This window comes from Protofrankia sp. CiP3, assembly GCF_917627345.1.
Lineage (GTDB): Bacteria > Actinomycetota > Actinomycetes > Frankiales > Frankiaceae > Protofrankia.
Genome location: NZ_CAKJTM010000053.1, coordinates 13,704 through 37,503 on the forward strand (window position 1 = coordinate 13,704; position 23,800 = coordinate 37,503).

26 protein-coding genes are annotated in these 23,800 nt (G+C 69.3%); 10 read left to right on the forward strand and 16 right to left on the reverse strand.

The window, feature by feature from the left end; translation table 11 throughout:
* Window positions 1-200: 200 nt before the first annotated feature.
* The 3 genes from rsgA to MJ797_RS17220 form a co-directional block, all read right to left on the reverse strand.
* Window positions 201-1,274, reverse strand: coding sequence for a ribosome small subunit-dependent GTPase A (gene rsgA, locus MJ797_RS17210; RefSeq protein WP_239336067.1), 1,074 nt, complete (start codon window positions 1,272-1,274; stop codon window positions 201-203).
* Between the two features lie 35 nt (window positions 1,275-1,309).
* A complete protein-coding gene (aroA, locus tag MJ797_RS17215) occupies window positions 1,310-2,665 on the reverse strand; it encodes a 3-phosphoshikimate 1-carboxyvinyltransferase (RefSeq protein WP_239336070.1) in 1,356 nt (451 codons plus the stop codon).
* A 78-nt stretch (window positions 2,666-2,743) separates the two neighbouring features.
* Entirely contained in the window at window positions 2,744-3,583 is an 840-nt protein-coding gene (locus MJ797_RS17220) for a class I SAM-dependent methyltransferase (protein WP_239336072.1), read from the reverse strand.
* 515 nt (window positions 3,584-4,098) lie between these two features.
* Between MJ797_RS17220 and MJ797_RS17225 the strand changes: the two genes are divergently transcribed.
* Genes MJ797_RS17225 through MJ797_RS17235 form a run of 3 tightly spaced genes read left to right on the forward strand, consistent with a single transcriptional unit; the run spans window position 4,099 to window position 6,248 of the window.
* Window positions 4,099-4,968 carry a sigma-70 family RNA polymerase sigma factor gene (locus MJ797_RS17225; protein ID WP_308128335.1) on the forward strand — a complete coding sequence of 290 codons (870 nt, stop codon included), beginning with the start codon at window positions 4,099-4,101 and terminating at the stop codon, window positions 4,966-4,968.
* Window positions 4,965-5,249: a mycothiol system anti-sigma-R factor gene (gene rsrA, locus MJ797_RS17230; protein WP_239310122.1), complete on the forward strand. Its 285-nt coding sequence runs from the start codon at window positions 4,965-4,967 to the stop codon at window positions 5,247-5,249. The genes MJ797_RS17225 and rsrA overlap by 4 nt, the downstream gene beginning before the upstream one ends.
* A gap of 48 nt (window positions 5,250-5,297) precedes the next feature.
* Entirely contained in the window at window positions 5,298-6,248 is a 951-nt protein-coding gene (locus tag MJ797_RS17235) for a GDP-mannose 4,6-dehydratase (RefSeq protein ID WP_239336074.1), read from the forward strand.
* A gap of 66 nt (window positions 6,249-6,314) precedes the next feature.
* On the opposite strand, the gene MJ797_RS27540 is transcribed toward MJ797_RS17235, so the two are convergent.
* Window positions 6,315-6,389 carry a 50S ribosomal protein bL37 gene (locus MJ797_RS27540; protein ID WP_369809780.1) on the reverse strand — a complete coding sequence of 25 codons (75 nt, stop codon included), beginning with the start codon at window positions 6,387-6,389 and terminating at the stop codon, window positions 6,315-6,317.
* A gap of 54 nt (window positions 6,390-6,443) precedes the next feature.
* The gene (locus MJ797_RS17240) at window positions 6,444-7,079 is read right to left on the reverse strand and encodes a DUF5317 family protein (protein WP_239336084.1); all 636 of its coding nucleotides are present in this window, start codon (window positions 7,077-7,079) and stop codon (window positions 6,444-6,446) included.
* A gap of 376 nt (window positions 7,080-7,455) precedes the next feature.
* On the opposite strand from MJ797_RS17240, the gene MJ797_RS17245 reads away from it, so the two are divergent.
* Entirely contained in the window at window positions 7,456-7,686 is a 231-nt protein-coding gene (locus MJ797_RS17245) for a biotin/lipoyl-binding carrier protein (protein WP_239310119.1), read from the forward strand.
* 216 nt (window positions 7,687-7,902) lie between these two features.
* On the opposite strand, the gene MJ797_RS17250 is transcribed toward MJ797_RS17245, so the two are convergent.
* The 4 genes from MJ797_RS17250 to MJ797_RS17265 form a co-directional block, all read right to left on the reverse strand.
* The gene (locus MJ797_RS17250; RefSeq protein ID WP_239336086.1) at window positions 7,903-8,103 is read right to left on the reverse strand and encodes a hypothetical protein; all 201 of its coding nucleotides are present in this window, start codon (window positions 8,101-8,103) and stop codon (window positions 7,903-7,905) included.
* Window positions 8,104-8,204: 101 nt separating this feature from the next.
* Window positions 8,205-9,275 (reverse strand): biotin synthase BioB, encoded by a 1,071-nt coding sequence (gene bioB / locus MJ797_RS17255; protein ID WP_374582449.1) that lies wholly within the window; start codon window positions 9,273-9,275, stop codon window positions 8,205-8,207.
* Window positions 9,276-9,492: 217 nt separating this feature from the next.
* Window positions 9,493-10,209, reverse strand: coding sequence for a dethiobiotin synthase (gene bioD, locus MJ797_RS17260; RefSeq protein WP_239336088.1), 717 nt, complete (start codon window positions 10,207-10,209; stop codon window positions 9,493-9,495).
* Between the two features lie 165 nt (window positions 10,210-10,374).
* Window positions 10,375-11,562 carry an 8-amino-7-oxononanoate synthase gene (locus tag MJ797_RS17265; protein WP_239336090.1) on the reverse strand — a complete coding sequence of 396 codons (1,188 nt, stop codon included), beginning with the start codon at window positions 11,560-11,562 and terminating at the stop codon, window positions 10,375-10,377.
* A gap of 114 nt (window positions 11,563-11,676) precedes the next feature.
* Between MJ797_RS17265 and MJ797_RS17270 the strand changes: the two genes are divergently transcribed.
* Complete coding sequence (locus MJ797_RS17270; protein ID WP_239310116.1) at window positions 11,677-13,149, forward strand: sensor histidine kinase; 1,473 nt, start codon at window positions 11,677-11,679, stop codon at window positions 13,147-13,149.
* 268 nt (window positions 13,150-13,417) lie between these two features.
* On the opposite strand, the gene MJ797_RS17275 is transcribed toward MJ797_RS17270, so the two are convergent.
* The gene (locus MJ797_RS17275) at window positions 13,418-13,666 is read right to left on the reverse strand and encodes a WhiB family transcriptional regulator (RefSeq protein ID WP_239310115.1); all 249 of its coding nucleotides are present in this window, start codon (window positions 13,664-13,666) and stop codon (window positions 13,418-13,420) included.
* Between the two features lie 481 nt (window positions 13,667-14,147).
* Between MJ797_RS17275 and MJ797_RS17280 the strand changes: the two genes are divergently transcribed.
* Window positions 14,148-14,882: a glycerophosphodiester phosphodiesterase gene (locus tag MJ797_RS17280; RefSeq protein ID WP_239336094.1), complete on the forward strand. Its 735-nt coding sequence runs from the start codon at window positions 14,148-14,150 to the stop codon at window positions 14,880-14,882.
* A gap of 134 nt (window positions 14,883-15,016) precedes the next feature.
* On the opposite strand, the gene MJ797_RS17285 is transcribed toward MJ797_RS17280, so the two are convergent.
* On the reverse strand, window positions 15,017-16,057 hold the full coding sequence (locus MJ797_RS17285) for a diacylglycerol kinase family protein (RefSeq protein ID WP_239336126.1): 1,041 nt from the start codon (window positions 16,055-16,057) through the stop codon (window positions 15,017-15,019).
* Window positions 16,058-16,136: 79 nt separating this feature from the next.
* Between MJ797_RS17285 and MJ797_RS17290 the strand changes: the two genes are divergently transcribed.
* On the forward strand, window positions 16,137-16,607 hold the full coding sequence (locus MJ797_RS17290) for a hypothetical protein (protein ID WP_239336096.1): 471 nt from the start codon (window positions 16,137-16,139) through the stop codon (window positions 16,605-16,607).
* A gap of 18 nt (window positions 16,608-16,625) precedes the next feature.
* Here the strand turns inward: MJ797_RS17290 and MJ797_RS17295 are convergent, their stop codons facing one another.
* The 3 genes from MJ797_RS17295 to sodN all read right to left on the reverse strand — a co-directional run bounded on the left by MJ797_RS17295 (window position 16,626) and on the right by sodN (window position 19,126).
* Entirely contained in the window at window positions 16,626-17,669 is a 1,044-nt protein-coding gene (locus tag MJ797_RS17295; protein ID WP_239336098.1) for an RNA polymerase sigma factor SigF, read from the reverse strand.
* Complete coding sequence (locus MJ797_RS17300; RefSeq protein WP_374582453.1) at window positions 17,666-18,268, reverse strand: anti-sigma factor; 603 nt, start codon at window positions 18,266-18,268, stop codon at window positions 17,666-17,668. The genes MJ797_RS17295 and MJ797_RS17300 overlap by 4 nt, the downstream gene beginning before the upstream one ends.
* A gap of 462 nt (window positions 18,269-18,730) precedes the next feature.
* The gene (gene sodN / locus MJ797_RS17305; protein WP_239336100.1) at window positions 18,731-19,126 is read right to left on the reverse strand and encodes a superoxide dismutase, Ni; all 396 of its coding nucleotides are present in this window, start codon (window positions 19,124-19,126) and stop codon (window positions 18,731-18,733) included.
* On the opposite strand from sodN, the gene MJ797_RS17310 reads away from it, so the two are divergent.
* Complete coding sequence (locus tag MJ797_RS17310) at window positions 19,125-19,592, forward strand: S24/S26 family peptidase (protein WP_239336102.1); 468 nt, start codon at window positions 19,125-19,127, stop codon at window positions 19,590-19,592. The genes sodN and MJ797_RS17310 overlap by 2 nt on opposite strands.
* Here the strand turns inward: MJ797_RS17310 and MJ797_RS17315 are convergent.
* Window positions 19,553-20,170, reverse strand: coding sequence for a dTDP-4-dehydrorhamnose 3,5-epimerase family protein (locus tag MJ797_RS17315; RefSeq protein ID WP_239336104.1), 618 nt, complete (start codon window positions 20,168-20,170; stop codon window positions 19,553-19,555). The two genes, MJ797_RS17310 and MJ797_RS17315, sit on opposite strands and share 40 nt — an antisense overlap.
* Before the next feature lie 561 nt (window positions 20,171-20,731).
* On the opposite strand from MJ797_RS17315, the gene MJ797_RS17320 reads away from it, so the two are divergent.
* Window positions 20,732-21,991: an NADP-dependent malic enzyme gene (locus tag MJ797_RS17320; RefSeq protein WP_239336106.1), complete on the forward strand. Its 1,260-nt coding sequence runs from the start codon at window positions 20,732-20,734 to the stop codon at window positions 21,989-21,991.
* Between the two features lie 81 nt (window positions 21,992-22,072).
* Here the strand turns inward: MJ797_RS17320 and MJ797_RS17325 are convergent, their stop codons facing one another.
* Entirely contained in the window at window positions 22,073-22,294 is a 222-nt protein-coding gene (locus MJ797_RS17325) for a hypothetical protein (RefSeq protein ID WP_239345866.1), read from the reverse strand.
* Between the two features lie 152 nt (window positions 22,295-22,446).
* On the opposite strand from MJ797_RS17325, the gene MJ797_RS17330 reads away from it, so the two are divergent.
* Window positions 22,447-23,430 (forward strand): zinc-binding dehydrogenase, encoded by a 984-nt coding sequence (locus MJ797_RS17330; RefSeq protein WP_239336114.1) that lies wholly within the window; start codon window positions 22,447-22,449, stop codon window positions 23,428-23,430.
* The last annotated feature ends 370 nt before the right edge of the window (window positions 23,431-23,800 follow it).

The following is a 23,800-nucleotide window of genomic DNA, read 5'->3' on the forward strand; positions in this document are numbered from 1 at the left end:
GGTCGTCGGCAGCCGGGCTCGCCGGGATTTCGACGCTACGAGCCGGTAGGCCGCTGGGGCGGGGGTCCGGATCTGTCTGTGCGGCACGGGTCACGCGGCGAGCGTACCGGGGCGTCGGCCGGCAATGACGGATATCCCCACCGAGTTCGGGCCTGGTGCGCCAGGCGGGTTCGTTGCCCCGCTATGGCTGGCCCGCCCCGCTATGCCGGCTCGGTACCGGAGCGGGCGACAAGGAGCCGGCGCAGGCTCGCGAGCCGGCCGGGCTCTGCCAGCCCGTCATCGACGGCGCGGTCGACCGCGCAGTCCGCGAGGCCCGCCTGATGGGTACAGCCACCCGGGCACGCGGCCGCGGCCGGAGCCAGATCGGGAAAAGCGGCCAGTACCCGCTCCGCGCGGACCGCGCCCAGCCCGAACGAGCGCACCCCCGGGGTGTCGACGACCCAGCCCCCACCGGGCATCGGCAGGGCGATGGCCGCGGACGAGGTGTGCCGGCCTCGTCCGGTGACCGCGTTGACCGCGCCAATTGTCTGGGCGGCATCCGGTACCAGCCGGTTGACCAGCGTTGACTTGCCGACACCGGAATGACCGAACAGGACGCAGACACGGCCGCGGAGCAGCGCGGTCAGCGCTTCGACGCTCCTGTCCGGCCGGGTGGTCACCACCGGGAAGCCGAGCGGTCCGTAGAGCTCCCGCAATGGCGCGTCGTCGGCGAGATCGGCCTTGGTGAGGCAGAGCACCGGTTCCAGGCCACCGTCGTAGGCCGCGACCAGGCATCGGTCGATCATTCCGGTGCGTGGTGGTGGGTCCGTGAGGGCGCAGACGATGATGAGCCGGTCGGCATTGGCGACGATCGGGCGTTCGAGGGGATCGGTGTCGTCGGCGGTGCGCCGCAGCACGCTCCGGCGTTCAGCTCGCGCGACGATCCGGGCCAGGCTGCCAGGCGAGCCGGAGACGTCCCCGACCAGGGCGACCTCATCGCCGACGATCACGCTCGTCCGGCGTAGCGAGCCGCCGCGGACGGCGGCGACCAGGATACCGGTGGACTGCGGCGGGCCGGTCGACCCATCGTCCGCCCGCGCCTTCGCCCTGGTTGCCCGCACGGTCGCTGCCGTCGCCGCGATCCGTCCGGTGACATGGCAGGTGTAGCGGCCTCGATCGACCGCGACGATACTCGCCGCCACCGCGTCGGCGTGGTCGGGCCGCTCCCGGGTGCGTGGCCGTGACCCGCGCCCGGCTCGGACCCGTACGTCGTCCTCGTCCAGCTCCCGCGGCATTCACCCGCGCCGTTCCAGCCCGCGACGGCGGGCTTTCATTGTTGCCGGACCGTCTCGTCCAGCATCCTGGTACCGGCCAGCATGCGTGCCCACAGCCGGTCGAAGTGTGGCACGGTCTTGCCGGTCGTGGCGATGTCGTGGACGAGCACCCCCGGCACGACCAGCCCCACCACCGCATAGGCCATGGCGAGCCGATGGTCGGCCCGCGGGTCGAGCCGGGCGCCGGACAGCGGCGCGGGAGAGATGGCCAGCCCGTCATCGGTCACGGTGATCGCCGCACCCAGGCGCCCCAGCTCCGCCGCGAGCGCCGCGAGCCGGTCGGTCTCCTGTAGCCGCAGGTGCGCGATGCCCCGCAGACGGCTGGGCGAATCGGCGAGGACGGCGAGCGCCGCGAGGGTGGGCGCGGCCTCGCCGTAGTCGGTGAGGTCGACGTCGATGCCCCGCAGGCGTTGCGGCCCGCGTACCTCGAGACCGGCCGCTGTCCGGGTGACGGCGCACCCCATCGCGGCCAGCAGGTCCGGGAGCATCCGGCCGGGTTGCACGGTCGCGGCCGGCCAGTCGGCGAGAACAACACGACCGCCGGTCGCGGCCGCCGCCGCGAGGAAGGCGGCGGCACTGTTGATGTCGGGTTCGATGACGTGGTCGTGGGCGAGCATCCGGCCGGGCGCGACCGACCAGCGCGCCGTCACCGCGGCCCCCGCCACCCCCGCCCGCCGGTCGGTATCAACCTCGACCAGGGCACCGGCCGCACGCAGGTCCGCGACGGTCATCTCCAGGTACGGCCAGGACGGCAGCCGCGAGCCCACATGGCGGACGGTCACACCATGATCGTAGCGGGGTGCCGCGAGCAGCAGCCCGGACACAAGCTGGCTGGACGCGGACGCGTCCACCGTCACCTCGCCTCCGGTAAGGCGTCCGCGTCCGTGGACGGTCAGCGGCATCCGGTCGCCGTCGATGCGCGCGCCGAGGGCCCGCAACGCGTCAAGCAGCGGGCCGAGCGGACGTTCACGCATGTGCGGGTCGCCGTCGAATACCAGGTCGCCGTGGGCAAGCGTGGCCAGCGCCGGGGTGAACCGGGCGACGGTGCCGGCGTTGCCACAGTCGATCAGAGCGCCCTGGGCCGCCCGCAGCGGGAGCTCACCATGGACTACCCAGTCGCCGTGGTCGTCGACGACAGCAACCCCGAGCCGGCGGAGCGCGGCGGCCATGAGCAACGTGTCACGTGATCGTAGGGGCCGGCGCAGCCGGCTCGTGCCGTCCGAGATCGCCGCCAGCACCAGCGCTCTGTTGGTTGCGGACTTCGAGCCGGGCATCATCACGGTCGCGTCGACCGGTCGATCCACGCTGGGCGCCGGCCAGGGGTCGATGGGCACGTCCATGGTGGCGGTCATCACCTCAGCATGCCGCACGCCACCTCCCGCGGATAGCGGCTGCCGGCACCGTGCCCGAAGCCCTGGGGATGGTCTTTGTCAGCCGGGGCGGCGGGCGCTGGCGACAAGGTGGATGCCGATGGACTCGCCCTCGCGTTCGGCGGAGAGCTCGACCTCGGTCCGGACGAGGGTGGGGAAGCAGGACACATCCGCGGCGACGGCGCGCGTCACCGCTTCGGCGGACAGCACCGTTCGCGGCCGGATCCAGTCGACGTCCAGGCCCGCGCTGGTCAGCAGCGCGTGCAGCTCCTCCGGCCAGAAACAGCGGGTGATGGAGCCGTCCTCAGCGGGGACGAGGACGACATCAGCCCGCGGCACGTCCGACAGCTCGGCCCAGCGGTGCTGCTCGGCGAGGCGGGCAAGGCCGAGCAGCAGCGAGTCGACACACAACAGCAGCCGCCCGCCGGGGCGCAGCATCCGGTAGATTTCCTCCAGGGTCGTCTCGGTCGCCAGGCAGAACGACAGCGTCCGCCCTTCGGCGAGGACAGCGTCGAAACTTGCCGGAGCGAACCAGTCGAGAGAGCGGGAATCGCCCGCGACGTGCAGGAACCTTCCCTGGTCGGTGGCGGGCCCGCCCAGCTGCTCCCGGCCGCGCGTCTCGGCCACGCCGAGATGCGCGGGGCTGGGCCGGTCCACCGAGGGGAGGACCCGCACGACGTCGTGCCCGGCCGCGACCATCTGGCGCGCGAACCGCGTCCGTGGGCCGGAGACGTCCAGAACCCGGATCTGTGCCGTCGGCAGCCAGCTGGCCAGCTGAGTTGCGGCGACATCCTCGTAGAACGCCCAGTACGGATCATCGCTGTCCGCGGGTGCCTCGTAGACGAGGGTCGTGGTTCGTCCGCGCGGCTGATCTGGCTCGGCGTCGAGGCGGGGCAGCATGGACCTTTCCTACCCTTCGAAGAGAGAAGATGCGAAACACGTCACACGGACTCCCGGGAAGTCTGACAGATGTGGATGATCAACGGTGGCATATCTGTCACGGCGCTGACCGTGGCTGGTGGATCCCCTCCCGGCGTGCCCCTGCTGGAGATAGCCGGAGGGCGGGTGCCACGGGTTTCTCGCCGCGCCCGCGGCCGTGGTTTTGTAGTGTTTTTGTGTGGTATTGGTAGTTGAATGCGTGGTGCCGTGTTGGTTGTCCTGTCCGTGTTGTGTTGCCCGTACGGGAGGCCTCACGGGATTGGGGCTGGCCGGCCCGCGCGCCGCCTCGGTGGTGGTCGTTGGTACGGCGGCCCTCGGCCCGGCCCGGCTGGCGGGAATCCCAGCGCCCGGCCGGACGGTTACGCAACCTACAAGGCACTTCGGGCCGTCGACGCGAACAGCCTGCTCACCGGGACATTTCGTCCCCGATCGGCCGCGTCGTTCCCCGTCGGCGGGGACATCCACTCGGAGGTTTGATGACTACTCAGTTCGCGAGTGGGCCGGTGTCCGGTACCGGCCCCGGTAGCGGCGGCGCCGTGCCGGTACTGGTCGTCCCCGCACGGCCGCGCGCCGGGGACGGGAGCGATCCCGGTCGTTGTCGCAGCGCGCCGGCCGTTGGTTCCCTCGGTGGTTTTTCCGCCCGCGTGACTGCACCCGGCAAGGTATCGTCCGTTTCGATGGTCGGTTGCGTGCCTGTCAACCGGCACCCCGCGGACGACCCGAGGTACGAGGGAGTGGTCCTGGTCGAAGAGACTGCCGAAGAGCGGGCCAGCCGTTTCGAGCAAGACGCCCTGCCTTTTCTCGATCAGCTCTATGCGGCGGCGCTGCGCATGACGCGGAACCCTGCCGATGCCGAGGATCTGGTTCAGGAGACCTTTGTCAAGGCCTTTGCGGCTTTTCACCAGTTCCAGGAGGGTACGAACCTCAAGGCCTGGCTTTACCGCATCCTGACGAACACGTTCATCAACACCTATCGCAAGCGGCAGCGCCAGCCGTTGCAGAGCCCGACCGAGCAGGTCGAGGACTGGCAGCTGGCCGACGCGGAGTCGCACACGTCCAGCGGGCTCAAGAGCGCTGAGACCGAGGCGTTGGAGCATCTGCCGGACAGCGATATCAAGGAGGCCCTCCAGGCGTTGCCCGAGGATTTCCGGATTGCGGTCTACCTTGCGGATGTCGAGGGCTTCGCCTATAAGGAGATCGCGGAGATCATGGGTACCCCGATAGGTACCGTGATGTCCCGGTTGCACCGCGGCCGCCGCAGCCTGCGTACTTCGCTCGAGCACTATGCCCACGAGCGGGGCCTGGTGCGTGCCGGCCGCTCCGAAGGCGATGGCGGTGGATCGTGACCTGTGGTGACCCGCATGCTGTCGACTGCCGGAAGGTGCTGGAAGCCGTCTATCTGTATCTCGACGGTGAGATCGATTTTGATCACAAGTATCTGATTCGTTCACATCTGGATGAATGTTCCCCGTGTCTTCGCCAGTTCGGCGTGGAGCACGAGGTGAAGCTCCTGGTAGCCCGCGGATGCGGGGGTGAGCGAGCTCCCGACGCCCTGCGCAGGAGTGTGCTGGAGCGCTTGCGGGCCGCGAGAGCCGACGCGGCCAGGTCGGAGTTTCGCGCCGAGTAGAGCGCCCGTCCGCTGATGTTCAGCCCGTAGTGGTTAGGCTGTGGTGCCGTGCGTATTCTTGTCTCTGGCGCGGCTGGTTTTATCGGCTCCACGGTTACTGACCGTATGCTGGCTGATGGCCACGACGTCGTCGGAATCGACGATCTGTCCACCGGACGGCTTGAGAACCTGGCCCAGGCCTCCCATGATGTCCGGTTTTCGTTCGAGAAGATCGATATCACCTCGCCTGAAGTGGTGGATATGGTGGGGCGCGTCCGTCCGGACGCGGTGTTGCATCTGGCGGCGCAGATCGATGTGCGGGTGAGTATCAGGGATCCACTTCTTGATGCCCGCCTGAACGTGCTTGGAACGATCAACATGCTGGAGGCGAGCCGGCGGGCCGGCGTCGGGAAGTTCGTCCACACATCGTCCGGTGGCTCGATCTACGGGACGCCCCGGCGGCTGCCGGTCGACGAGACCGCCGCGGTGGCTCCCGAGTCGCAGTACGCGGCCGGGAAGGCCGCCGGCGAGCTGTACCTGTCCGTGTATCGATCGACATACGGCCTTGGGACGACCGCGCTGGCGCTGGGTAACGTCTACGGGCCACGCCAGGATCCGCACGGCGAGGCCGGTGTGGTAGCGATCTTCGGGACGGCGATGCTCGAGGGGCGGCCGACCGTTATTTTCGGTGATGGTTTGACCACCCGTGACTATGTCTTCGTCGGTGATGTCGCGGACGCGTTCGCCCGCTCGGTCTCGGCGGCGGCGGCCAACGGCGAACGGCTCAACATCGGGACCGGTACCCAGACGGCCGTCCGGGAGCTGCACAGCAGAATCGCGGGGATCATCGGGGTGGCCGACAGCCCGGAGTTCGCCCCGTCCCGTCCCGGGGAGCTCCAGCGGATCGAGCTCGATGTCAGCAAGGCACGGCGGCTGGTCGGGTGGCAACCGCGGGTTCATCTTGATGACGGTCTGGGCCAGACCGTCGCCTGGCTGCGGCCCCGCGCCAGCACCCACTGAGGCTGTCGACGGCGGGTAGCCGTCGCGCAGCCTGGCCGGGCGAGAGCGGGGCCCGCCGACGCCGGCTCAGGTGTTGGGACGCTTGCCGTGGTTGGCCTTGTGCTTGGCGCGGGCACGCCGCTTGCGCTTCTTCTTCGCCACGTCGGGTACCTCCTTTCTCTTTCCGTTTCGATCAGCTCCGCTCCGGTCATCCTGTCATGGGCCGTCCGTTGACAGCGCCGCCGCGGTCGAGGCCAGGGGATCCGGAGCCGCGGGACCGGCCGCGCCGGGGTGCTCCGGCCGTGCGGCATGGACGCGGCGGGCTGCCAGCGTACGGCGCGCCCGCACCGGCGCGACCGCCGCGAACAGCCCCGCCCCGGCGGCGACCAGGACGTCGCCGATGCTGACCACCGCTGGCGCAGGCGGGAACGCCAGCGGTATTACGTCCGTTGCCGGGCGCAGGACCGTGGCGCTGTCCCCCGGGGCGTACTGGGAGGAGCCCCGCACGTCGCTGAACGCGACGCCAGCGCGGTCGGCTCCCCAACGCGACACCGGCATCTGACCGCTGTTGGCAAGGACCACCACTGTGTTCAGCGTGATGCCTGCCAGCAGCAGGCCGAGGCCTGGCAGCCGGGGGTTCGCCGCCGCGAAGAACGCCACCGCGACCGTTGCCACCACCCAGCTGGCCGCGTAGGTGCCGGGGACGACCCGTCCGAGGAGCAGCGCCGCGAACGCGGCCGCGAGCGCCCGTGGGCGCGCCACATAGATCCGCACCAGGGCAGCTGGCGTCCCACCGCGAATCAGCCCGACCGTGGCACCACCGACCAGGACGAGCACAAGGAGAACGAACACCCTCGTAGTGTGCTTCGTCCGCGCCGCGCCGCGGCGCAGGGGCGACATTCCGGCATGTCTGATTTGCCCGTGCCGCCTCCCTGGCCGAGCGTTGGAAGATCACAATCGGCTGTCGGCCGGCACTGGATTTGGGTGAATCAGTGGTCTAACCGGGATTTTCTTTGTCGCCGTGGCGCGCAGCGGTCGGGTCCACGTGCGCACTACGCTCACGGTGCGCGTTTGTCCGGTCGGGACTACGGCGTGTTTCGGAAGTCGTGGTTCGATCAGGGAGCCGCGTCCAGGTGGTTCCTGGCAAGGCCGAGAACGCAGCCAGAGGCCGCCTGGACGTGGCGAGCCGGACAGATGGCTTTCGAAACACGCCCTAGGAAGGGGAGCCGTGGCCGAGGAAGTTCGAGCCGAGATGGTCGCCAACGTGTGGAAGGTCGTGGTCGGTGTCGGTGACACGGTGTCGGCCGGGGACACACTTGTGATTCTCGACTCCATGAAGATGGAGATCCCGGTACTCAGCGAGGACGGCGGCCGGGTCGCCCAGATCGCGGTGCGGGAGGGAGACGTCGTTCAGGAAGGAGACCTGATCGCCCTTCTTGACGGCCTGCCGGCGGCCTGACCGCAGCCCGACCGCGGCCACTTGGAGCGCCCTATCCTCGGGCGCTCTTACGGCGTGTTTCGGAAGTCGTGGTTCGATCAGGGAGCCGCGTCCAGGTGGTTCCTGGCAAGGCCGCAGGCCACACCGATACCGGATGAGTTGTATCGGTGTGGCCGAGAACGCAGCCAGAGGCCGCCTGGACGTGGCGAGCCGGACAGATGGCTTTCGAAACACGCCCTAACTGGTGGTCACGCCGTGCTCGCTGCAGCGCGCCGTCCACTCGGTGGGTGTGACCTGCACGATCAGCCGTCGGCGGCAGGTCGTGCAGAAGCGCGGCGGTTCCAGCAGCCGGGCCCGCCCGCAGGTGTCGTGCGCGCCATCGGTGCGCGGGCGTCCGCACCGGTCGCAGAAGGTCGTCTCGGTCCCGCTGACGGTCATGCTGGTGAGCGTAGGGCGTGTTGGGGCCTCCGGGCGCGCGGAAGGACCGTGGCCGCGCGCCCGGAGGATGCCAGGTCCTGGCCGGGCCGGTGCCGCTCCGGTCAGAAGGTGGCCTGCATCGACTTGATCGGCATTTTGAGGTCGGCGAGCATCGCGAGGTCCGCTTCGGCCGGGCGTCCCAACGTCGTCAGGTAGTTGCCGACGATGACGGCGTTGATGCCGCCGAGCATGCCGTCGACAGCCAGGTCGCCGAGGGTGATTTCACGGCCACCGGCATAACGCAGGATGGTGCGCGGCAGCGCGAGCCGGAAGGCGGCGATCGTCCGCAGGGCGTCGGTGGCGTCGAGAACCGGCAGGTCCGCGAAGGGCGTGCCGGGCCGCGGGTTGAGGAAGTTCAGCGGCACCTCGTCGGGCTCCAGCGCGGCCAGCTGCCCGGCGAGTTCCGCCCGTTGTTCCAGCGTCTCACCGACACCGATGATCGCTCCGCAGCACAGCTCCATGCCGGCCGCGCGCACCATCTCGCAGGTGTCCCACCGTTCCTGCCAGCTGTGCGTGGTCACGACCTGGGGGAAGTGCGAACGCGCCGTCTCCAGGTTGTGATTGTAACGGTGCACGCCCATGTCGACGAGGGCGTCAACGTGCTCTTGGGTGAGCATCCCGAGCGAACAGGCGATGTTGATGTCCACGGCGGCGTGGATCGCGGCGATGCCCGCGCGGACCTGGCTCATCAGCCGTTCGTCCGGGCCCCGTACAGCGGCGACGATGCAGAACTCGCTGGCTCCGGTGTCCTTGGTTGCCTTTGCGGCCTGGACCAGCGACGGGATGTCCAGCCAGACCGCGCGGACCGGTGAGTCGAACTGCCCGGACTGGGAGCAGAAGTGGCAGTCCTCGGGGCAGCCGCCGGTCTTGAGACTGACGATTCCCTCGACCTCGACGTCCGGGCCGCACCAGCGCATCCGCACCTCATGCGCGAGCGCGAGGGCTTCGCTGATCCGGTCGTCACCGAGCCGCAGCACGGTGAGCGTCTGCTCGGCCGACAGGCCGTTGCCGTCCTCCAGCACCTGCCTGCGAGCTGTCTGGAGGATGTCGTCGTCGGTGCCGATGTCACCGCCCGCCGGCTGGGCGGCGGGCAGTTCGGCCGTGGGCGGGACGGTCGCTGACGATGGCGGCACGGTGGTCTCCCTGTGGTCCGACGCGGACCTCGACTCGTCTGAAGATACGGAGATGAGGCGGTGCGGGGATGGGCCCACGCTCGGCTGGACTCGTTTCCCCACGCTGGACGCTCGCACACCGGCCGAGGCTCACGCTCGCTCGCCGGCGATAGTTCTCAGCCGAGCCCGATCCGTCGGTCCGTGAACAACCATTCGACACCTGCTATTGGTATGTCTGTCACGGACTGTGTCTTTTTCGAAATTCATGAGCGTCGAACGTACCGCCGAGCGCCGGTGCGAGACATGCTCGGGCGGTGTCCTGGAAGGACACCGCATCCGCCGCGCCCGCCCCGGCCGGGAGCGCTCCGGCGAGCGGGCGGGCAGCCAGCATCTCCAGGTCGCTGATGTTCGACCGGCAGGCGAGGTCCGGATCGGGCGGCCAGGAACCGATGACCAGACCGGCCAGCTCCAGCCCACGGTGGGCCAGCGCCTCCAGTGTCAGGGCCGTGGCGTTGAGCGTGCCGAGACCGGCCTCGCTGACCAGCAGTACCGGCGCTGCCAGTGCGCGGGCGAGATCGGCCAAGGTGGCGCCGTCGCCGTTATAGCGGACCAGCAGCCCACCCGCGCCCTCCACCAGGACAAGCCTGTGGCCCCGGGCGAGGTCGGCTACTCGCCGGGCGACGTCGGTGAGTGCCACCGGCGGACGCCGCGCGAGCCGGGCCGCCGCGGCCGGCGACAACGCAGCCGGGAAACGGGCGTACTCGTGTAGATCATCGATGCCGGACAGTCGCCGTACGTGCTCGAGGTCGCCGGGCTCACCCGGTCCGAGACCGGTTTGGGCGACCTTCACCACGGCGACGTCCGCGTCCCGGCCACGGGCCAGCGTGGCTACGGCGGCGGTGACAACGGTCTTGCCGACACCGGTCCCGGTCCCGGTTACCATGATCACTGTCATGAGAGGCTCCGGCGGTAGGGCGTTCGGTCAGGCAGCGGCGTCCGGGTGGATGGATCGCGAGGCGGTGTGGGGAGGCGCCGGAGGCGCTGGGCCTCGACCGAGGACAACGACGCGAGGCGCGTGCCCCAGCCCCGCGACGCCGCATCTCCCGCTGCCTGGTCGCTCTCAGGGCGCGGCCAGTGCCGGTGGGCACAGCGCGGCGGCGAAGGCGGTGGCGGCGCGGGCCATGTCAGCGTCGGTGAGGTCGGCGCGGGCCGCGATCCGCAGCCGGCTCGTCCCCGGCGGCACGGTCGGGGGACGGAAGCAGCCGACCACCACGCCCTGCGCCCGGCAGATCGCTGTCGCCTCCACCGCGCGTCCGGGCTCGCCCAGCACAACCGATACCACGGCCCCGGCGGGGTGGGGGGCACCCGTGAGCACGGCGAGCTGGCCGGCTCGCCGCCGTACCGCGGTGGCGAGGGCGGGCGTGGCGGTCAGCAGCTCGAGCGCTGCCAGCGCGGAGCCAGCGCAGGCTGGGGCGAGCCCGGTGTCGAAGATGAACGTACGGGCAGTGTCGATCAGATGCGCGCGTACCGCGGGCGGGCCGAGCACCGCGCCGCCCTGGCTGCCCAGCGCCTTGGACAGCGTGACGGTGGCCACCACGTCCGGCTCGCCGGCAAGCCCGGCGTCCGCGAGCGCTCCCCGGCCACCCGGGCCAACCACACCGAGGCCGTGCGCGTCGTCGACGAGCAGCAGCGCGCCGCGGGCCCGGGTGACGCTGTGCAGCGCTGGCAGCGGCGCGAGGTCGCCGTCGGCGGAGAACACCGAGTCGGTGACGACGACGGCGTTGCGCCATGGCTGCCCGGCCAGCGCCGTGTCGATCGCCTCGACATCGGTATGCGGGACGATCAGCACCCGCGCGCGGGAGAGGCGGCAGGCGTCGACCAGCGACGCGTGATTGCGTTCGTCTGAGACGATCAGGTCGTCAGGACCTGTCAGCGCGGTGAGGACGCCCAGGTTGGCCGCGTACCCGGAGGCGAAGACCAGTGCGGAGGCGAAGCCGGTGTGGCTGGCGAGAGCGTCCTCAAGGTCGCTGTGCAGGGCTGTCGTTCCGGTCACCAGCCGGCTTCCGGTAGCGCCGGCACCCCAGGTCCGTAGTGCCCGCACCCCGCCTTCGACCACCTCGGGATGACGTGACAGCCCCAGGTAGTCGTTGCCGGCCAGGTCCAGTTGACCGGGCGGGTCACCGGCGGCCCACCCGCCGGGCAGGCGCGGGCGCACAGCGCGCCGCAGCCCGGCCTCCTCCCGGCTGCGGGCATGGCTGGCCAACCATGCGAGCGGGTCGTGGGCCGTGTGACCTGCGGGGGGATGCACAGCGGAAGCCTATGGCCGACTGGTGCGAGCTGACGAGGGATCGGGTGTTCGAACGTGGTACCGACAGACGACGCACGTTCCGGCGGTGGCACCGCGTCTGGCAGTCTGCCTTCCGTGGGAACGCTGGCGGACCTTCTGCGCGAGAGTACCGATCTTGGTGCGGACGACATCGACCATCTGCACGCTCTGGTGGCTGACTGGGCGCTGCTGGCCGATCTGTCCTTCGCGGACCTGTTGCTGCTGGTTCCGAGCAGGGCCGCGGCGGCCCGTGGCGGATCCGGCCCAGGGGCTGAGTTCCTGGTGGTGGCGCAGGTGCGGCCAACCACCGGACCGACGGCCTATCACAACGATGAGGTCGGCAGCGTCATGATCAACAGATGGGTGGTGCAGAACTCGTGGCGGGAACGCCGGATCGCCCGTGAGGGCGAGCCGGAGTGGGACGGCGGGGTACCGGTCCGGACCGAGGCGATCCCGGTCCTGCACTCCGATCGGGTGATCGCGGTGCTGGCGCGGGACACGAATCTGGCCACTACCCGGACGCCCAGCGCGCTGGAATCGGCCTACCTGCAGTGCGCGAACAACTTGGCACTGATGATCGCGCAGGGGGCCTTCCCGTTCCGGGGAAGCGCGGCCGAGCTGCCCGAAGCGCCCCGGGTCGGGGACGGGATGCTTCGACTGGACGGCTCAGGAAAGGTCATCTTCGCCAGCCCCAACGCGCTGTCGGCCTATCGCCGCCTTGGCTATACCGGCAATGTCACCGGTGAGGATCTTCGCTCGGTACATCGGACGCTGAATCTGCCGGCGACCACGCCCGCTGTCTGGCACGCGATCGGCCGCCGCCGGCCGGTCGAGGTGGAACTCGCGGTTGCCAGCACGGTGGTGCTGTTGCGCGCGATCCCGCTGTTCCCCGGTGCCACCCGGGAGGTGCTCGTCCTCGTCCGTGACGTTTCCGATCTTCGTCGGCGGGAGGCGCAGCTGCTCAGCAAGGACGCGACCATCCGGGAGATCCATCATCGGGTGAAGAACAACTTGCAGACCGTCGCGGCTCTGCTGCGGCTGCAGATGCGCCGGACCAAGGTGGACGAGGCCCGGCTGGCGTTGCGGGAGTCCGTGCGCCGGGTGACATCGATAGCCGTGGTTCACGAGACGCTTTCGCAGAGTCTCGGTGAATCCGTGCCTTTTGATGAGATCGCTGATCAGATCACGTCGGTCACCGTTGATCTCGCTTCGACCGGGACTCGCGCCAACACGACCCGCAAGGGATCGTTCGGGCGGTTGCCCGGCGAACTCGCCACGCCGCTGGCGCTGGTGCTCTCCGAGCTTCTGCAGAATGCTGTCGAACATGCGTTTGAAGGATCGGCTGGCATGATCGAACTCCGTGTCCATCGTGATGCTGATCGACTGGATGTGGTGGTCGCCGATGACGGCGCGGGGCTGCCCGACGATTTCCAGCTGGAGCACTCGCCCAGGCTGGGCCTCCAGATCGTCCGCCAGCTTGTGCTTGGTGAGATGCAGGGAGCGATTCGGCTCCAGGCGGGACCAGATCGTGGTACGGAGGCGCTGTTGTCCATCCCGTTGCGCGTATGAAAAATTCTTTTGAAGATCAATGTTATGCGGACCGTCGAGGTGGGTACAGCACCACCGTGCCTGGCGCCGTCCCACCCCGTTCTGGCCCCCCATGTCCTGCTGTCTCGCCCCCGGTACAGCGGGTGTTGATGATTCCGCTCGCAAACCGCACGAATACGGATGGGATTGGCATCAAGGCGCGCGGCAACACTCCCTTGGCCGGTCCATCACATCCGGGCCAACCGGGAAGTCGTCGTGCGGCTCGTGCCGGATCGGTGGTTCTGGGTAATCAGGCGGTGCGAACTCGGGTGCGCGCTGTGCGTTTGAGTGCACGGCGCTCATCCTCGCTCAAACCGCCCCAAACCCCGGAATCTTGCCCGGTGTCAAGTGCCCAGCTCAAGCAATCACTTGTTACAGCACACCGCCTGCAGACGGCCTTTGCTTCTTCGACCTGGCGTTCAGCCGGACCGGTAGTACCGATCGGGAAGAAGAGCTCGGGATCCTCGTCACGGCAGAGCGCTCTGTGGCGCCAGTCCATGCGTACAACTCCCTCTCTCGTCTCGGGCCACACTGCACGTGAGACGCTTTGCGAGCCGCTACGGTTGTGCCGCACTTCCCGACAATCATTTGGATGCCGGATCCGTGCGGAGCATCGATCTTTCGACCGCCTGCACCCTCGCGCGTGAGCCCGAGGTGTACATGGTCCATCCACCTCGGACATTCGCCACCCTCCCACCGCAACTGCCGTGGGCGCAAGAACCTGGAAGTGGCTTCCCAGCCCTTCTAGCCTGCGCCTGTCCCGTCGAGACACAGGCGGACCACGCTTTGCGGTGGGTCGAACGGCGTTGACAGATGGGCTCTCCAACACTGCTAGCCCAGCGAACACACATCCGCCGGGGATCTGGAGAACATGCCGGATTGGCCTTGGCTGCCGTCGTCCAGAGGGTTTTCCGCTTATGCGGATCCCCCTGAGAGGTCCCTGCCCATCATGGTCACCGCTATGATGGCATCGTTGGTTCATGCAGGTTCTTGGTCATCGCGGTAGCCGGACGCCCGGCCCGGAGAACACGGTCGAGGCAGTGGACGCGGCGTTGCGTGCCGGTGCCGATGGTATCGAAGTGGATGTACGGCGCAGCGCAGACGGCGATCTGGTGTGCGTGCATGACGCCCGGATACCGGGCCGGCTGACCGGTCGGGCCGTCGTCCGCCGGAGCACCCGCGAACTCAGTGATCTCGGGGTGCCGGCGCTGACCGACATCCTTGACGCATGGGACGGCCGCGGCCGTATCATTCTCGAGGTCAAGAACCAGCCGGGCCAGCCGGACTTCGACGCGCCGCGGGAACAGACCGCCCGGATCCTGATCGACCTGCTGCGGGCTCGCGGGTTCGGCCGGGCCGCCAACACCGCTTTGGCGGCTTCGTCGGCTGTCACCGTCTCCTCGTTCGACTGGTTCGCGATCGAGGCGGTACGCGACGCCGAGATCGCCGTGAGCACGGCCTTCCTGGCCATGCCGCGGATGTCGGTGACCGGCGGCATCGCCTATGTGCGATCGGCCGGGCACCAGGAGCTGCACGCTCACGTGTCGTCCGTGCTTGGTTCCGCGATGATGCCGGAACGGGCCAGGGCTGCGGGCGTGGGCCTGGTCACCTGGACAGTCGCCTCGGTGGCCGACGCCGAGCAGCTGCGTGACGCCGGTGTGGACGCGGTGATCTGCGATGATCCGGCCGAGGTTGTCCGCAAGCTCGGACCCTGACGGGGGAGGGGGACGCACCTCCCTGCGTTGTCGTCGGTCGACGCCCCAAGGACCAGGGCGCCTTCCTCCGTCGCCTTGCCGGATCGGGCGCGGATGAGCCGCTCGCTGACCGAACGCCCTGTTCTCGGGCGCTCCTAGACGATGACGCGCAGGGCTTTGGGCACGGAGCTGACCGTCAGTTCCGTCTGCGGCCCGATGTACTCGCCGTCCAGCTGAAACGGGATCGCCTGCGCGGCCGTCAGCGTGATCCGCGGCTCGTCGTGCAGCGCGAGGACGTGACGGCCTTGAGGTCCCCGGGAGCTGTGCAGCATCTGCAGGACGCTACGGGTCGTCGTGGTCACCGTCAGCCGGCGCAGGCCGACAAGGTCCAGCCCGCTGTCGAAGGAGGCGGCCGGGCAGGCACGTACCGGCCGCGCATTGAGGTACGTCCAGGGCGCGGTGTTGCACACCACGGCCATCAGCACCTGATCCGGTACCGATGCCGGGTGGCCCGGATCACCCGGCGGGGCCGTGCGCTGGGCCTCTGCCGGGGCATGTCTGCCCGTTCTATTCGTTTTATTGGACGCGGCTGGCTCGCCTGTGCTGACGGTGATCAGGGGCCAGCGGCGCCCGGTGTTGCGGACGAACCGGCCGAGCGTGGAGCGGAAGTACAGCCCGGGGGTGTTGCGGCGGCCGTGTACCCGTTTGCGCTCGACCTGCTCGACCACTGCCGCGTCCAGGCCGAAGCCGGCGCAGAAGGCGAACCAGCGGGACTGGCTCGCACCCGGGGAACGGGTGAAGGCCGCGTGCCCGAGCCCGATCCGGCGGCTGCGGCCCTCTCGGAGGGCCTCCAGCAGCTCTCCCGTCGCTTCCACCGGGGCGGCCGAATAGCCCAGCGCGCGGGCGAAGACGTTGGTGCTGCCACCGGGCACCACCGCGAGGGCCGGGGCGTCGGGGGCAGGCCCCGAGCGGAGCAGCCCGTTGACGATCTCGTTGACCGTTCCGTCACCGCCGAGCGCGACAACCAGGCCGAGGCCGTTGTCAGCGGCGCGCTCAGCGAGCTCGGCGGCGTGGCCCCGGCCCTTCGTCATGACGACGTCCACGTTGAGATCGGCGGCCAGCGCACTGACCAGCACATCCCGGATGCGTCGCGTCGTCGCCGTTGCGATGGGATTCACGACCAACAGCGCGCGCATGATGTCCACGGTAGCTGCTTGGACTTTGCCAGGCGGTCACGACGTAATCCTTGCCACCGGCGGACATCGGGCACCACTGGTGGATGTGCCCGCCACCGCCGTCTACGCGACCACGTACTGTCGGTGGGTGCCTTCCAGGATCGACCGGTACCGCGCTCGTCCGCGGGATGCCGCGCGCGCCTTGCCGGCCGCGGTGGTGTTGCTCAGCGTCGAGGGGCTCGCGCTTGTCGGTCTCGGGATGTTTCTGATCGTGCGGGGTTTCGGCGCGGGCACCGGCGACCGCGGCCGGGCCGAGATCGGTGGTCTGTTCGCCATCGCCGCCGGTGCCGGGCTCTGCCTGCTGGGGCGGGCGCTGCTGGCCGGGCGGTGGTGGGCGCGTTCACCCGTTGTTGTTGTACAGCTGTTGTGTTTTCCTGTCGCTGTCGGCCTGCTCCAGGGCCATCGTTATGGCGAAGGTATATCGATCATCGTTGTCGCGGTGGCCGTCCTCACGCTCATCGGCCTGGCAGGCGGCTATCGACCCAGTGATCCCGGCGCGCCCCGACGCTGACGGCCCGGCCCGGGCGCTCTAAGCATCCTCCAGCAGCCCGCGACGCAGCTGGGCCAGGGTGCGCGCGAGCAGGCGCGAGACGTGCATCTGGGAGATCCCGAGCTCCGCGGCGATCTGCGACTGGGTCATGTTCCCGAAGAAGCGCAGCAGCAGGATTCGCTTCTCCCGTGGGGGCAGCTTCTCCAGCAGCGGCTTGAGCGACTCCCGGTACTCGACCCCTTCCAGGGACTCGTCCTGGACACCGAGGGTGTCAGCTACCGCGGGGGCTTCGTCGTCGCCGGAGTCCGGAGCGTCCAGCGAGACCGCCGAGTAGGCGTTGGCGGACTCCAGGCCCTCCAGCACCTCCTCCTCGGTCATCTGGAGATGCGCGGCGATCTCGCTTACCGTTGGTGACCGGCCGAGCGTCTGGGACAGCTCCGACGTGGCCTTTGTCAGCGACAGCTTGAGCTCCTGCAGCCGTCGCGGCACCCGGATCGCCCAGCCCTTGTCCCGGAAGTGCCGCTTGATCTCGCCGACGATGGTCGGCGTCGCGTACGTGGAGAACTCCACCCCGCGCTCGGGATCGAAGCGGTCAACGGACTTGATAAGCCCGATCGTCGCGACCTGGGTCAGGTCGTCGAGCGGCTCGCCACGGTTGCGGAAGCGGCGGGCCAGGTACTCCACCAGCGGCAGGTGCATCCGGACGAGCTGGTCACGGATCTCCGCCCGTTCGGGAGTGCGGTCGGGCATCGCGACCAGCTGGGCGAACAGTTCGCGGGCACGTGCCCTGTCGTTGGTTTCGTCAGGGTGGCCCGAACCGTGACGCTGGTCGTCCGCTGGTCCGCCCTGGACCGTGACCGTCGCGGTGGGTACGGATGGCTCTGGCGGCAGGAGGTCGTTGTCGCCCGGCCTGGCAGCGGCGTCGCCGCCGGGCCCGTCCCGGCCGGCTTCATCAGGCGCGGCTCCGGTGGGCGCGGGTTCGTTCTGGGCCATGAGGCCATGGGCGTCATCAAGCAGAGGCCGTGAGCGCTGCGTGGCCGGGGGCACGGCGTTCTGCAACGGTCGGATGCGGCCTGCGGTCACGGCGCGCCCACCGGCCCGTTGTTCGGTGCGCCTGCATTTTTTTCCCATTGTGTCTTGGTTGTCTGCGCGGCGGTTGTGGGGCTGTATCCGTTGCTCTCGCGTACGGCGTTGTTCTCGGGGACGCCGCGTCGCTTGCGCAGCCTGATGGTGACCCGCGAATCGGTGGACACCGAGCTGGAGACCTCGTCGGCGAGGGCGGTCAGCACCGTCCAGGCGAACGTGTCGGTGGACGGGGGCTCGCCGTCCACACTGAGCACGGTCACGCCGACCTGGATGATCCCGGGGGAGAGCTCGAAGGTGCACTCCAGGTTCGAACCAGGCGCGGCTGACAGCAGCAGCAGAGCGCATGCCTCGTCCACGGCGATCCGTAGATCTTCGATGTCGTCGAGGGTGAAATCACCGCGGGCCGCGAGCGACGCCGTGGCGGTCCGCAGAACCGACAGGTAGGCGCTTGCCGCGGGGAGCGTGAGCTGCACGATGTCACGTAGTCCACCACCAGGCACGCCGGAGCTGGGAGCCGTGCCGGTGGAGGCGTCGGCGTCGGGAACCCCGCCGCCCGGGACACCGCCCTGACCGTTCGCGGTTCCGGTCGTTGGCATCGTGTCCACTGCGGTACCCCCTTGTCGCTTGTCGCTCAAGGTCTCCGGCGGCGTGAAAACCATGGTCACGCCACTGTCAACCGCCGACGTCCGTTCCCGCTTCGTGCCACCTGACGACCACCGTACCCAGCGCTGAGGTACCTCCGCAGGTTGGGTGATCAATTCTGGCGATTGTGACGGTGATTCCGGCAACGTCCCATCGCCCTGGATGCGACGATGGTCCTATTGAACCGAAAAAACTGAGATTTTTGGCCTGATAAGAGGCTTCGGCGGCAGGGCGTTCGATCAGACAGCGACGTCCGGGTGGATGGATCGCGAGGCGGCGGAGGCAGTCACCGGAGGCGCTGGGCGTCGACCGAGGACAACGCCGCGAGGCGCCGCCCGGGCCGGGCCTGGCGGATCGACTTCGCCGATCCGCCAGGCCCGGATACATCCACCCGGACGCCCTGCCCGCGGGTGCTCTCAGGCGGCCTTGGTCTCCCAGAAGATCGTGGAGATCCGGTCGATGAGGTCAAGCAGCCGCTGCCCGTCCGCCGGGTCGACCGACCCCTTGGCGCCGGCCGCTCCCGCCGCCTTGGTGGCCTGCCAGAACAGGTCATGCAGCTCGGGGTACTTCTCGACGTGGTTGGGCTTGAAGTAGTCGGTCCACAGTACCCACAGGTGGTGCTTGACCAGCTCCGCTCGCTCTTCCTTGATGGCCAGTGCCCGGGTGCGGAAGGCCGGGTCGTCGTTTCCCTGGAACTTCTCCTGGATTGCCTTCACGGACTGCGCCTCGATCCTCGCCTGGGCCGGGTCGTAGACCCCGCAGGGCAGGTCACAGTGGGCGCTGACCGTTGTCTTCGGACGCAGGAGGCTCATGCCGCCGTCCTTTCTCGTCTGGCTGGACGTATGGGGAACATCTGGTGGGCGCAAGGCGCCTGTTGATCGTCAGGCATGGCGGGCCAAAGCGGTCCGGGGCGGCAGCAGGGCTCTAGTTCCCACCGTCTGGCAACCTACCCGGATGAGGCTGGGTGTCGCGGTACGGGCGGTCTGGGTCAGTGGGGGGTCCATGCAGCCGACGCTGCGGGACGGCGATGCGTGCCTGGTGCTGTGGGGTGTGGCCCCGCGGGCGGGAGACGTGGTCGTGGCGCGGCTGCCCGGACGCGGGCTCGGCGTGAAGCGCGCGGCCTTCGTCGAGCCTGACGGGTCGTGGTGGCTGCGATCCGACAACGTCATGCTCGGCACGGACAGCGCGGCCTTCGGTTCCGTGCCGGCCGGGGACGTGCTGGGCCGGGTTGTCGCCCGCTACTGGCCGCGACCATGCTGGCTGCGCAGGGACGCGTAGAACGCGAGGCAGTCGGGGTAGGACGGGAGCAGGCCCGCGGCTTCGGCCGCCTTCAGGGCAGGGGCCTGCGCGTCCTTCTCGGACAGCAGCGGAGGCACATCCAGGGGCCACGGCAGTGCCAGATCGGGATCAAGCGGGTCTATCCCGTGCTCACGCGAGGGGTTGTAGGTCGTCGAGCAGAGATAGGAGATCGCCGTGTCGTCGGTGAGTGCCATGAAGGCGTGCCCGAGCCCCTCGGCAAGGTAGAGGCCCCGCCGGTCGACATCGTCGAGCACCACCGCCGCATGCGTCCCGTAGGTCGGCGAGCCGACTCGGATGTCGACCACGCAGTCGAGAACCCGGCCGTGCACGCATGTGACGTACTTGGCCTGGCTGGGCGGGATATCGGCATAGTGGACGCCGCGCAGCGTCCCTCGCCGGCTCACACTGTGGTTCGCCTGGGCGAGATCGAATGAGTGACCGATCGCCTTGGTCACGCTTTCGGAGCGGAACCACTCCAGGAACGTGCCTCGGCCATCGGTGTGCTGGCGGGGGGTGAACACCCAGGCGCCGGCTATTGCGAGTTCATGAACCTCCACGAACGCGCACCGTACCGGGTAACGACGTCCTTTGGGTGGCCAACGTGTCCGCCGCTGTCAGCGGACACCGCGGGCCGCCGCGGTGCCGGCTCGCGGACCGCGCCGGCCGATGCCGAGCGGCCCGAGACCACCAGAGCGGCCCGAGACCACCGCCCGGCCGGGCATCGCTGGTTTGGAGCGTCCGGCAACAGGGGACGCGGCGTCGCGGGGCTGGGGCACGCACCTCGCTGTGTTGTCGTCGGTCGCCACCCAACGCCAGGGTGACTCCCTCCGCCGCCTCGCGATGCACGCACCCCAGCCCCGCTCCTTGATCCACGCCCCTGTTGCCGGACGCTCTTATTGGTCTTCTCATGCTGATCCATTGGCATTGCGGCGTGCCGTGGCTTCTTTGGCGCGCACCTTGTGCGCCCGAGGACATGCGCGTGCTTCAGTCGGAGTCGGGAGACGCTTGTGAGCAGGCAGAAGAGCCCACGTGTCATATTGGACAGCATCCCCGGGCGATCCCCGGTTCGCCGTCCACGCCTCCCACCCGTCGAGGCAGCTCGTCCGAGGGAGTATGTGATGACCGCCACAACCGACCATTCCGTTGGTCAGGTCGGGCCTGATCCATCCGCGCGGGTGCCGGCTGCGCAGGCAGCCACCGTGGATGTGCCCGGGCCGGTCGGCCGCGATACCGACCCCGCCTTTGTCCTGCACAAGGGTGGAAAGATCGGCCTTGCGCTGACCGTCCCGTTGAACAACCGCGAGGATCTGTCACTCGCCTACACTCCTGGCGTCGCGCGTGTCTGTACGGCCATAGCGGCCGAGCCGGGGCTTGCCGACGACTTCACCTGGCGCTCCAACGCGGTCGCGGTGGTGACCGACGGCACCGCGGTGCTGGGGCTCGGCGACATCGGCCCGGCCGCGGCGCTGCCGGTCATGGAGGGCAAGGCCGCGCTTTTCAAGCACTTCGCCGGCGTGGACGCGGTGCCGATCTGCCTTGACTGCACCGACGTGGAGGAGGTCGTGGAGACCGTCGCCCGGTTGGCGCCCGGTTTCGGCGGCATCAACCTGGAGGACATCTCGGCGCCGAGGTGCTTTGCCATCGAGCGGTTGTTGCAGAGCCGGTTGGACATTCCGGTGTTCCACGACGACCAGCACGGGACGGCCATCGTGACGCTGGCCGCCCTTGTGAACGCGGCCCGCCTGACCGGCCGAGGCCTTGGGGAGCTGCGTGCGGTCGTGTCCGGAGCGGGTGCCGCGGGCGTGGCTGTGACCCGCATCCTGCTTGCTGCTGGTATCGGGGAAATTGCGGTTGGTGACAGCCGTGGCATTCTGCACGCCGGTCGTCCCGATCTCAGCCCGATCAAGGCGATGGTCGCGGCTGAGACCAATCGGGCCGGCCTGTCGGGCTCGATCAACGACGCGCTGGCCGGAGCCGATGTCTTCATCGGTCTGTCCTCGGGCAAGGTGCCCGAGGCCGCGGTGGCGTCGATGGCATCGGAGTCGATCGTCTTCGCCATGGCGAATCCCGACCCCGAGGTCGATCCGGAGGTCGCGCACTGCTATGCCCGGGTTGTGGCCACCGGCCGCAGTGACTATCCAAATCAGATCAACAATGTGCTGGCCTTCCCGGGGGTGTTCCGCGGCGCGCTGGACGTCCGCGCGAGCCACATAACCGAGCCGATGAAGCTGGCGGCGGCCGACGCGCTCGCCGCGGTGATCGCGGATGAGCTGACCGAGCAGCACATCATCCCGAGCGTGTTCGACGACCGGGTCGCGCCAGCGGTTGCCGCCGCTGTGGCCCGGCAGGCTCGCGCCGATGGCGTGGCCCGCCGGTAGAGCGGTGACGGCGGCTTTCAGGGAGCGTACCGGGAGCCTGCGCAGGAGGGTCCCCAGATAGCACCTGGCGCGCTATCTGGGTCAGACCCGGCCGCAGCCGGCACAGGGATGGTTCTCGGAGGCGTCCATCAGGGGCCGGAGCGTCCCGCAGCCCTTGTAGGTACAGGAGACGAAGTCCGTCGCGGAGACGATGACGATCGTGTCGTTGTCGCCGCGGACAGCTGGCGCGGGGTCGGCCGACGGCACGGGCGCGCGCCGTCCGCGGCGGAACCATCGGGACGGGCCTGGACCGGTCACTGGCATCTGTTTGTGTGACACCACATCGAAGAGTGGAGCACAGGTTGGACAGGCACGCGATGGGCGCCGTGCCGCGCGTGCGGCCATCGGTCTGGCTCGGGCGTGTTGCGTGCCCCAGCCCCGCGACACCGCGTCCGCGGCGCCTCTACTGTGTACCGATGCTCGCCGTTGCCGCTGTATCCCAGAGCTCAGTCGACCCGTTGGCCGGGCTGGCCGTGGGCGAGCGCCCGGAACCGTCCGTCCCGGACGGCTGGACCACGGTGGCTGTCCGGGCCGCGGCGCTCAACCATCACGACCTGTTCAGCCTGCGCGGCGTAGGGCTGCCCGCGGACAGGCTGCCGATGATTCTGGGCTGTGACGCGGCCGGAGTGAGCGCGGACGGTGAAGATGTGATCGTCCACGCGGTCGTCGGTGACCCGGCCGCGGGCGGCGGCGACGAGACGCTTGACCCGCGGCGTTCGCTTCTCTCGGAGCTGTATCCGGGGACCCTGGCCGAGGTCGTGGCGGTGCCGCGGCGCAACCTCGTGCCCAAGCCGGCGTCCCTGTCGTTTGCGGAGGCCGCCTGCCTGCCGACCGCCTGGCTGACCGCTTACCGCATGATCGTCAACCGGGCCGGGCTGCCGTCTGCCGGCGGTGGCACCCTGCTGGTGCAGGGCGCGGGTGGTGGCGTGTCCACCGCCGCGATTATGATCGGGAAGGCTGCCGGTCATACCGTTTTCGTCACCTCGCGAGACGCGTCCAAACGCGCGCAGGCAATGAAGCTGGGTGCGGACGAGGCGTTCGAAGCCGGGGCGAGACTGCCGGTCAAGATGGATGCGGTCATCGAAACCGTTGGCGCGGCGACCTGGGAGCACTCGGTGCGGGCACTGCGGCCGGGCGGCCGCATCGTCTGTGCCGGCGCGACGAGCGGCGCGAACCCGCCGGCCGAGCTGAACAGGATCTTCTTCCTGCAGCTGTCGGTGATCGGCTCTACCATGGGCACCCGCGACGAGCTGGCCGACCTCGCGACCTTGGTCGATCGGGCCGGGCTGCGGCCACCGATAGCCGATGTCCGTCCGTTGGCGGACGCCCGCGCGTCGTTCGTGAAGCTGGCCCGCGGCGAGGTGTTCGGCAAACTCGTCCTGACCGTTTCCCCCAGGTAGCGCCTGCGGCACGCCTCGAGCATCCCCAGCTCCCCGAAGCCAGGTCACGGCGTGTTCCGGAAGTCGCCGTTCGATCAGGGAGCCGCGTCCAGGTGGCTCCTGGCAAGGCCGCGAGCCACACCGATACCGGATGAGTGGTATCGGTGTGGCCGAGAACGCGGCCAGAGCGCGGCGAGCCGGACAGCTGGCTTCCGAAACGCGCCTTAGAGGCTCCGGCAATAGGACTGTCCGGCTCGCGGTGTCCGGGCGGCGCCTCGCGTCGTTGTCGTCGGTCGCCACCCAACACCAGGGTGGCTCCCTCCGCCGCCTCGCGATCCATCCGCCCGGACGCCGCTCCCTGATCGAACGCCCTACTGCCGGAGCCTCTTAG

Bases quoted from the DNA above. Each gene is read 5' to 3' on its own strand.
- MJ797_RS17310 (WP_239336102.1), top strand. From the start codon at position 19,125: ATGCCGCCGTCCTTTCTCGTCTGGCTGGACGTATGGGGAACATCTGGT.
- MJ797_RS17250 (WP_239336086.1), bottom strand. From the start codon at position 8,103: ATGACCGTCAGCGGGACCGAGACGACCTTCTGCGACCGGTGCGGACGC.
- MJ797_RS17275 (WP_239310115.1), bottom strand. From the start codon at position 13,666: ATGGACTGGCGCCACAGAGCGCTCTGCCGTGACGAGGATCCCGAGCTC.
- aroA (WP_239336070.1), bottom strand. From the start codon at position 2,665: ATGACCGCCACCATGGACGTGCCCATCGACCCCTGGCCGGCGCCCAGC.
- MJ797_RS17285 (WP_239336126.1), bottom strand. From the start codon at position 16,057: ATGCGCGCGCTGTTGGTCGTGAATCCCATCGCAACGGCGACGACGCGA.
- rsgA (WP_239336067.1), bottom strand. From the start codon at position 1,274: ATGCCGCGGGAGCTGGACGAGGACGACGTACGGGTCCGAGCCGGGCGC.
- MJ797_RS17330 (WP_239336114.1), top strand. From the start codon at position 22,447: ATGCTCGCCGTTGCCGCTGTATCCCAGAGCTCAGTCGACCCGTTGGCC.
- MJ797_RS17225 (WP_308128335.1), top strand. From the start codon at position 4,099: ATGACTACTCAGTTCGCGAGTGGGCCGGTGTCCGGTACCGGCCCCGGT.
- bioD (WP_239336088.1), bottom strand. From the start codon at position 10,209: ATGACAGTGATCATGGTAACCGGGACCGGGACCGGTGTCGGCAAGACC.
- MJ797_RS17325 (WP_239345866.1), bottom strand. From the start codon at position 22,294: ATGCCAGTGACCGGTCCAGGCCCGTCCCGATGGTTCCGCCGCGGACGG.
- MJ797_RS17280 (WP_239336094.1), top strand. From the start codon at position 14,148: ATGCAGGTTCTTGGTCATCGCGGTAGCCGGACGCCCGGCCCGGAGAAC.
- MJ797_RS17320 (WP_239336106.1), top strand. From the start codon at position 20,732: ATGACCGCCACAACCGACCATTCCGTTGGTCAGGTCGGGCCTGATCCA.
- sodN (WP_239336100.1), bottom strand. From the start codon at position 19,126: ATGAGCCTCCTGCGTCCGAAGACAACGGTCAGCGCCCACTGTGACCTG.
- MJ797_RS17220 (WP_239336072.1), bottom strand. From the start codon at position 3,583: ATGCTGCCCCGCCTCGACGCCGAGCCAGATCAGCCGCGCGGACGAACC.
- MJ797_RS17300 (WP_374582453.1), bottom strand. From the start codon at position 18,268: ATGCCAACGACCGGAACCGCGAACGGTCAGGGCGGTGTCCCGGGCGGC.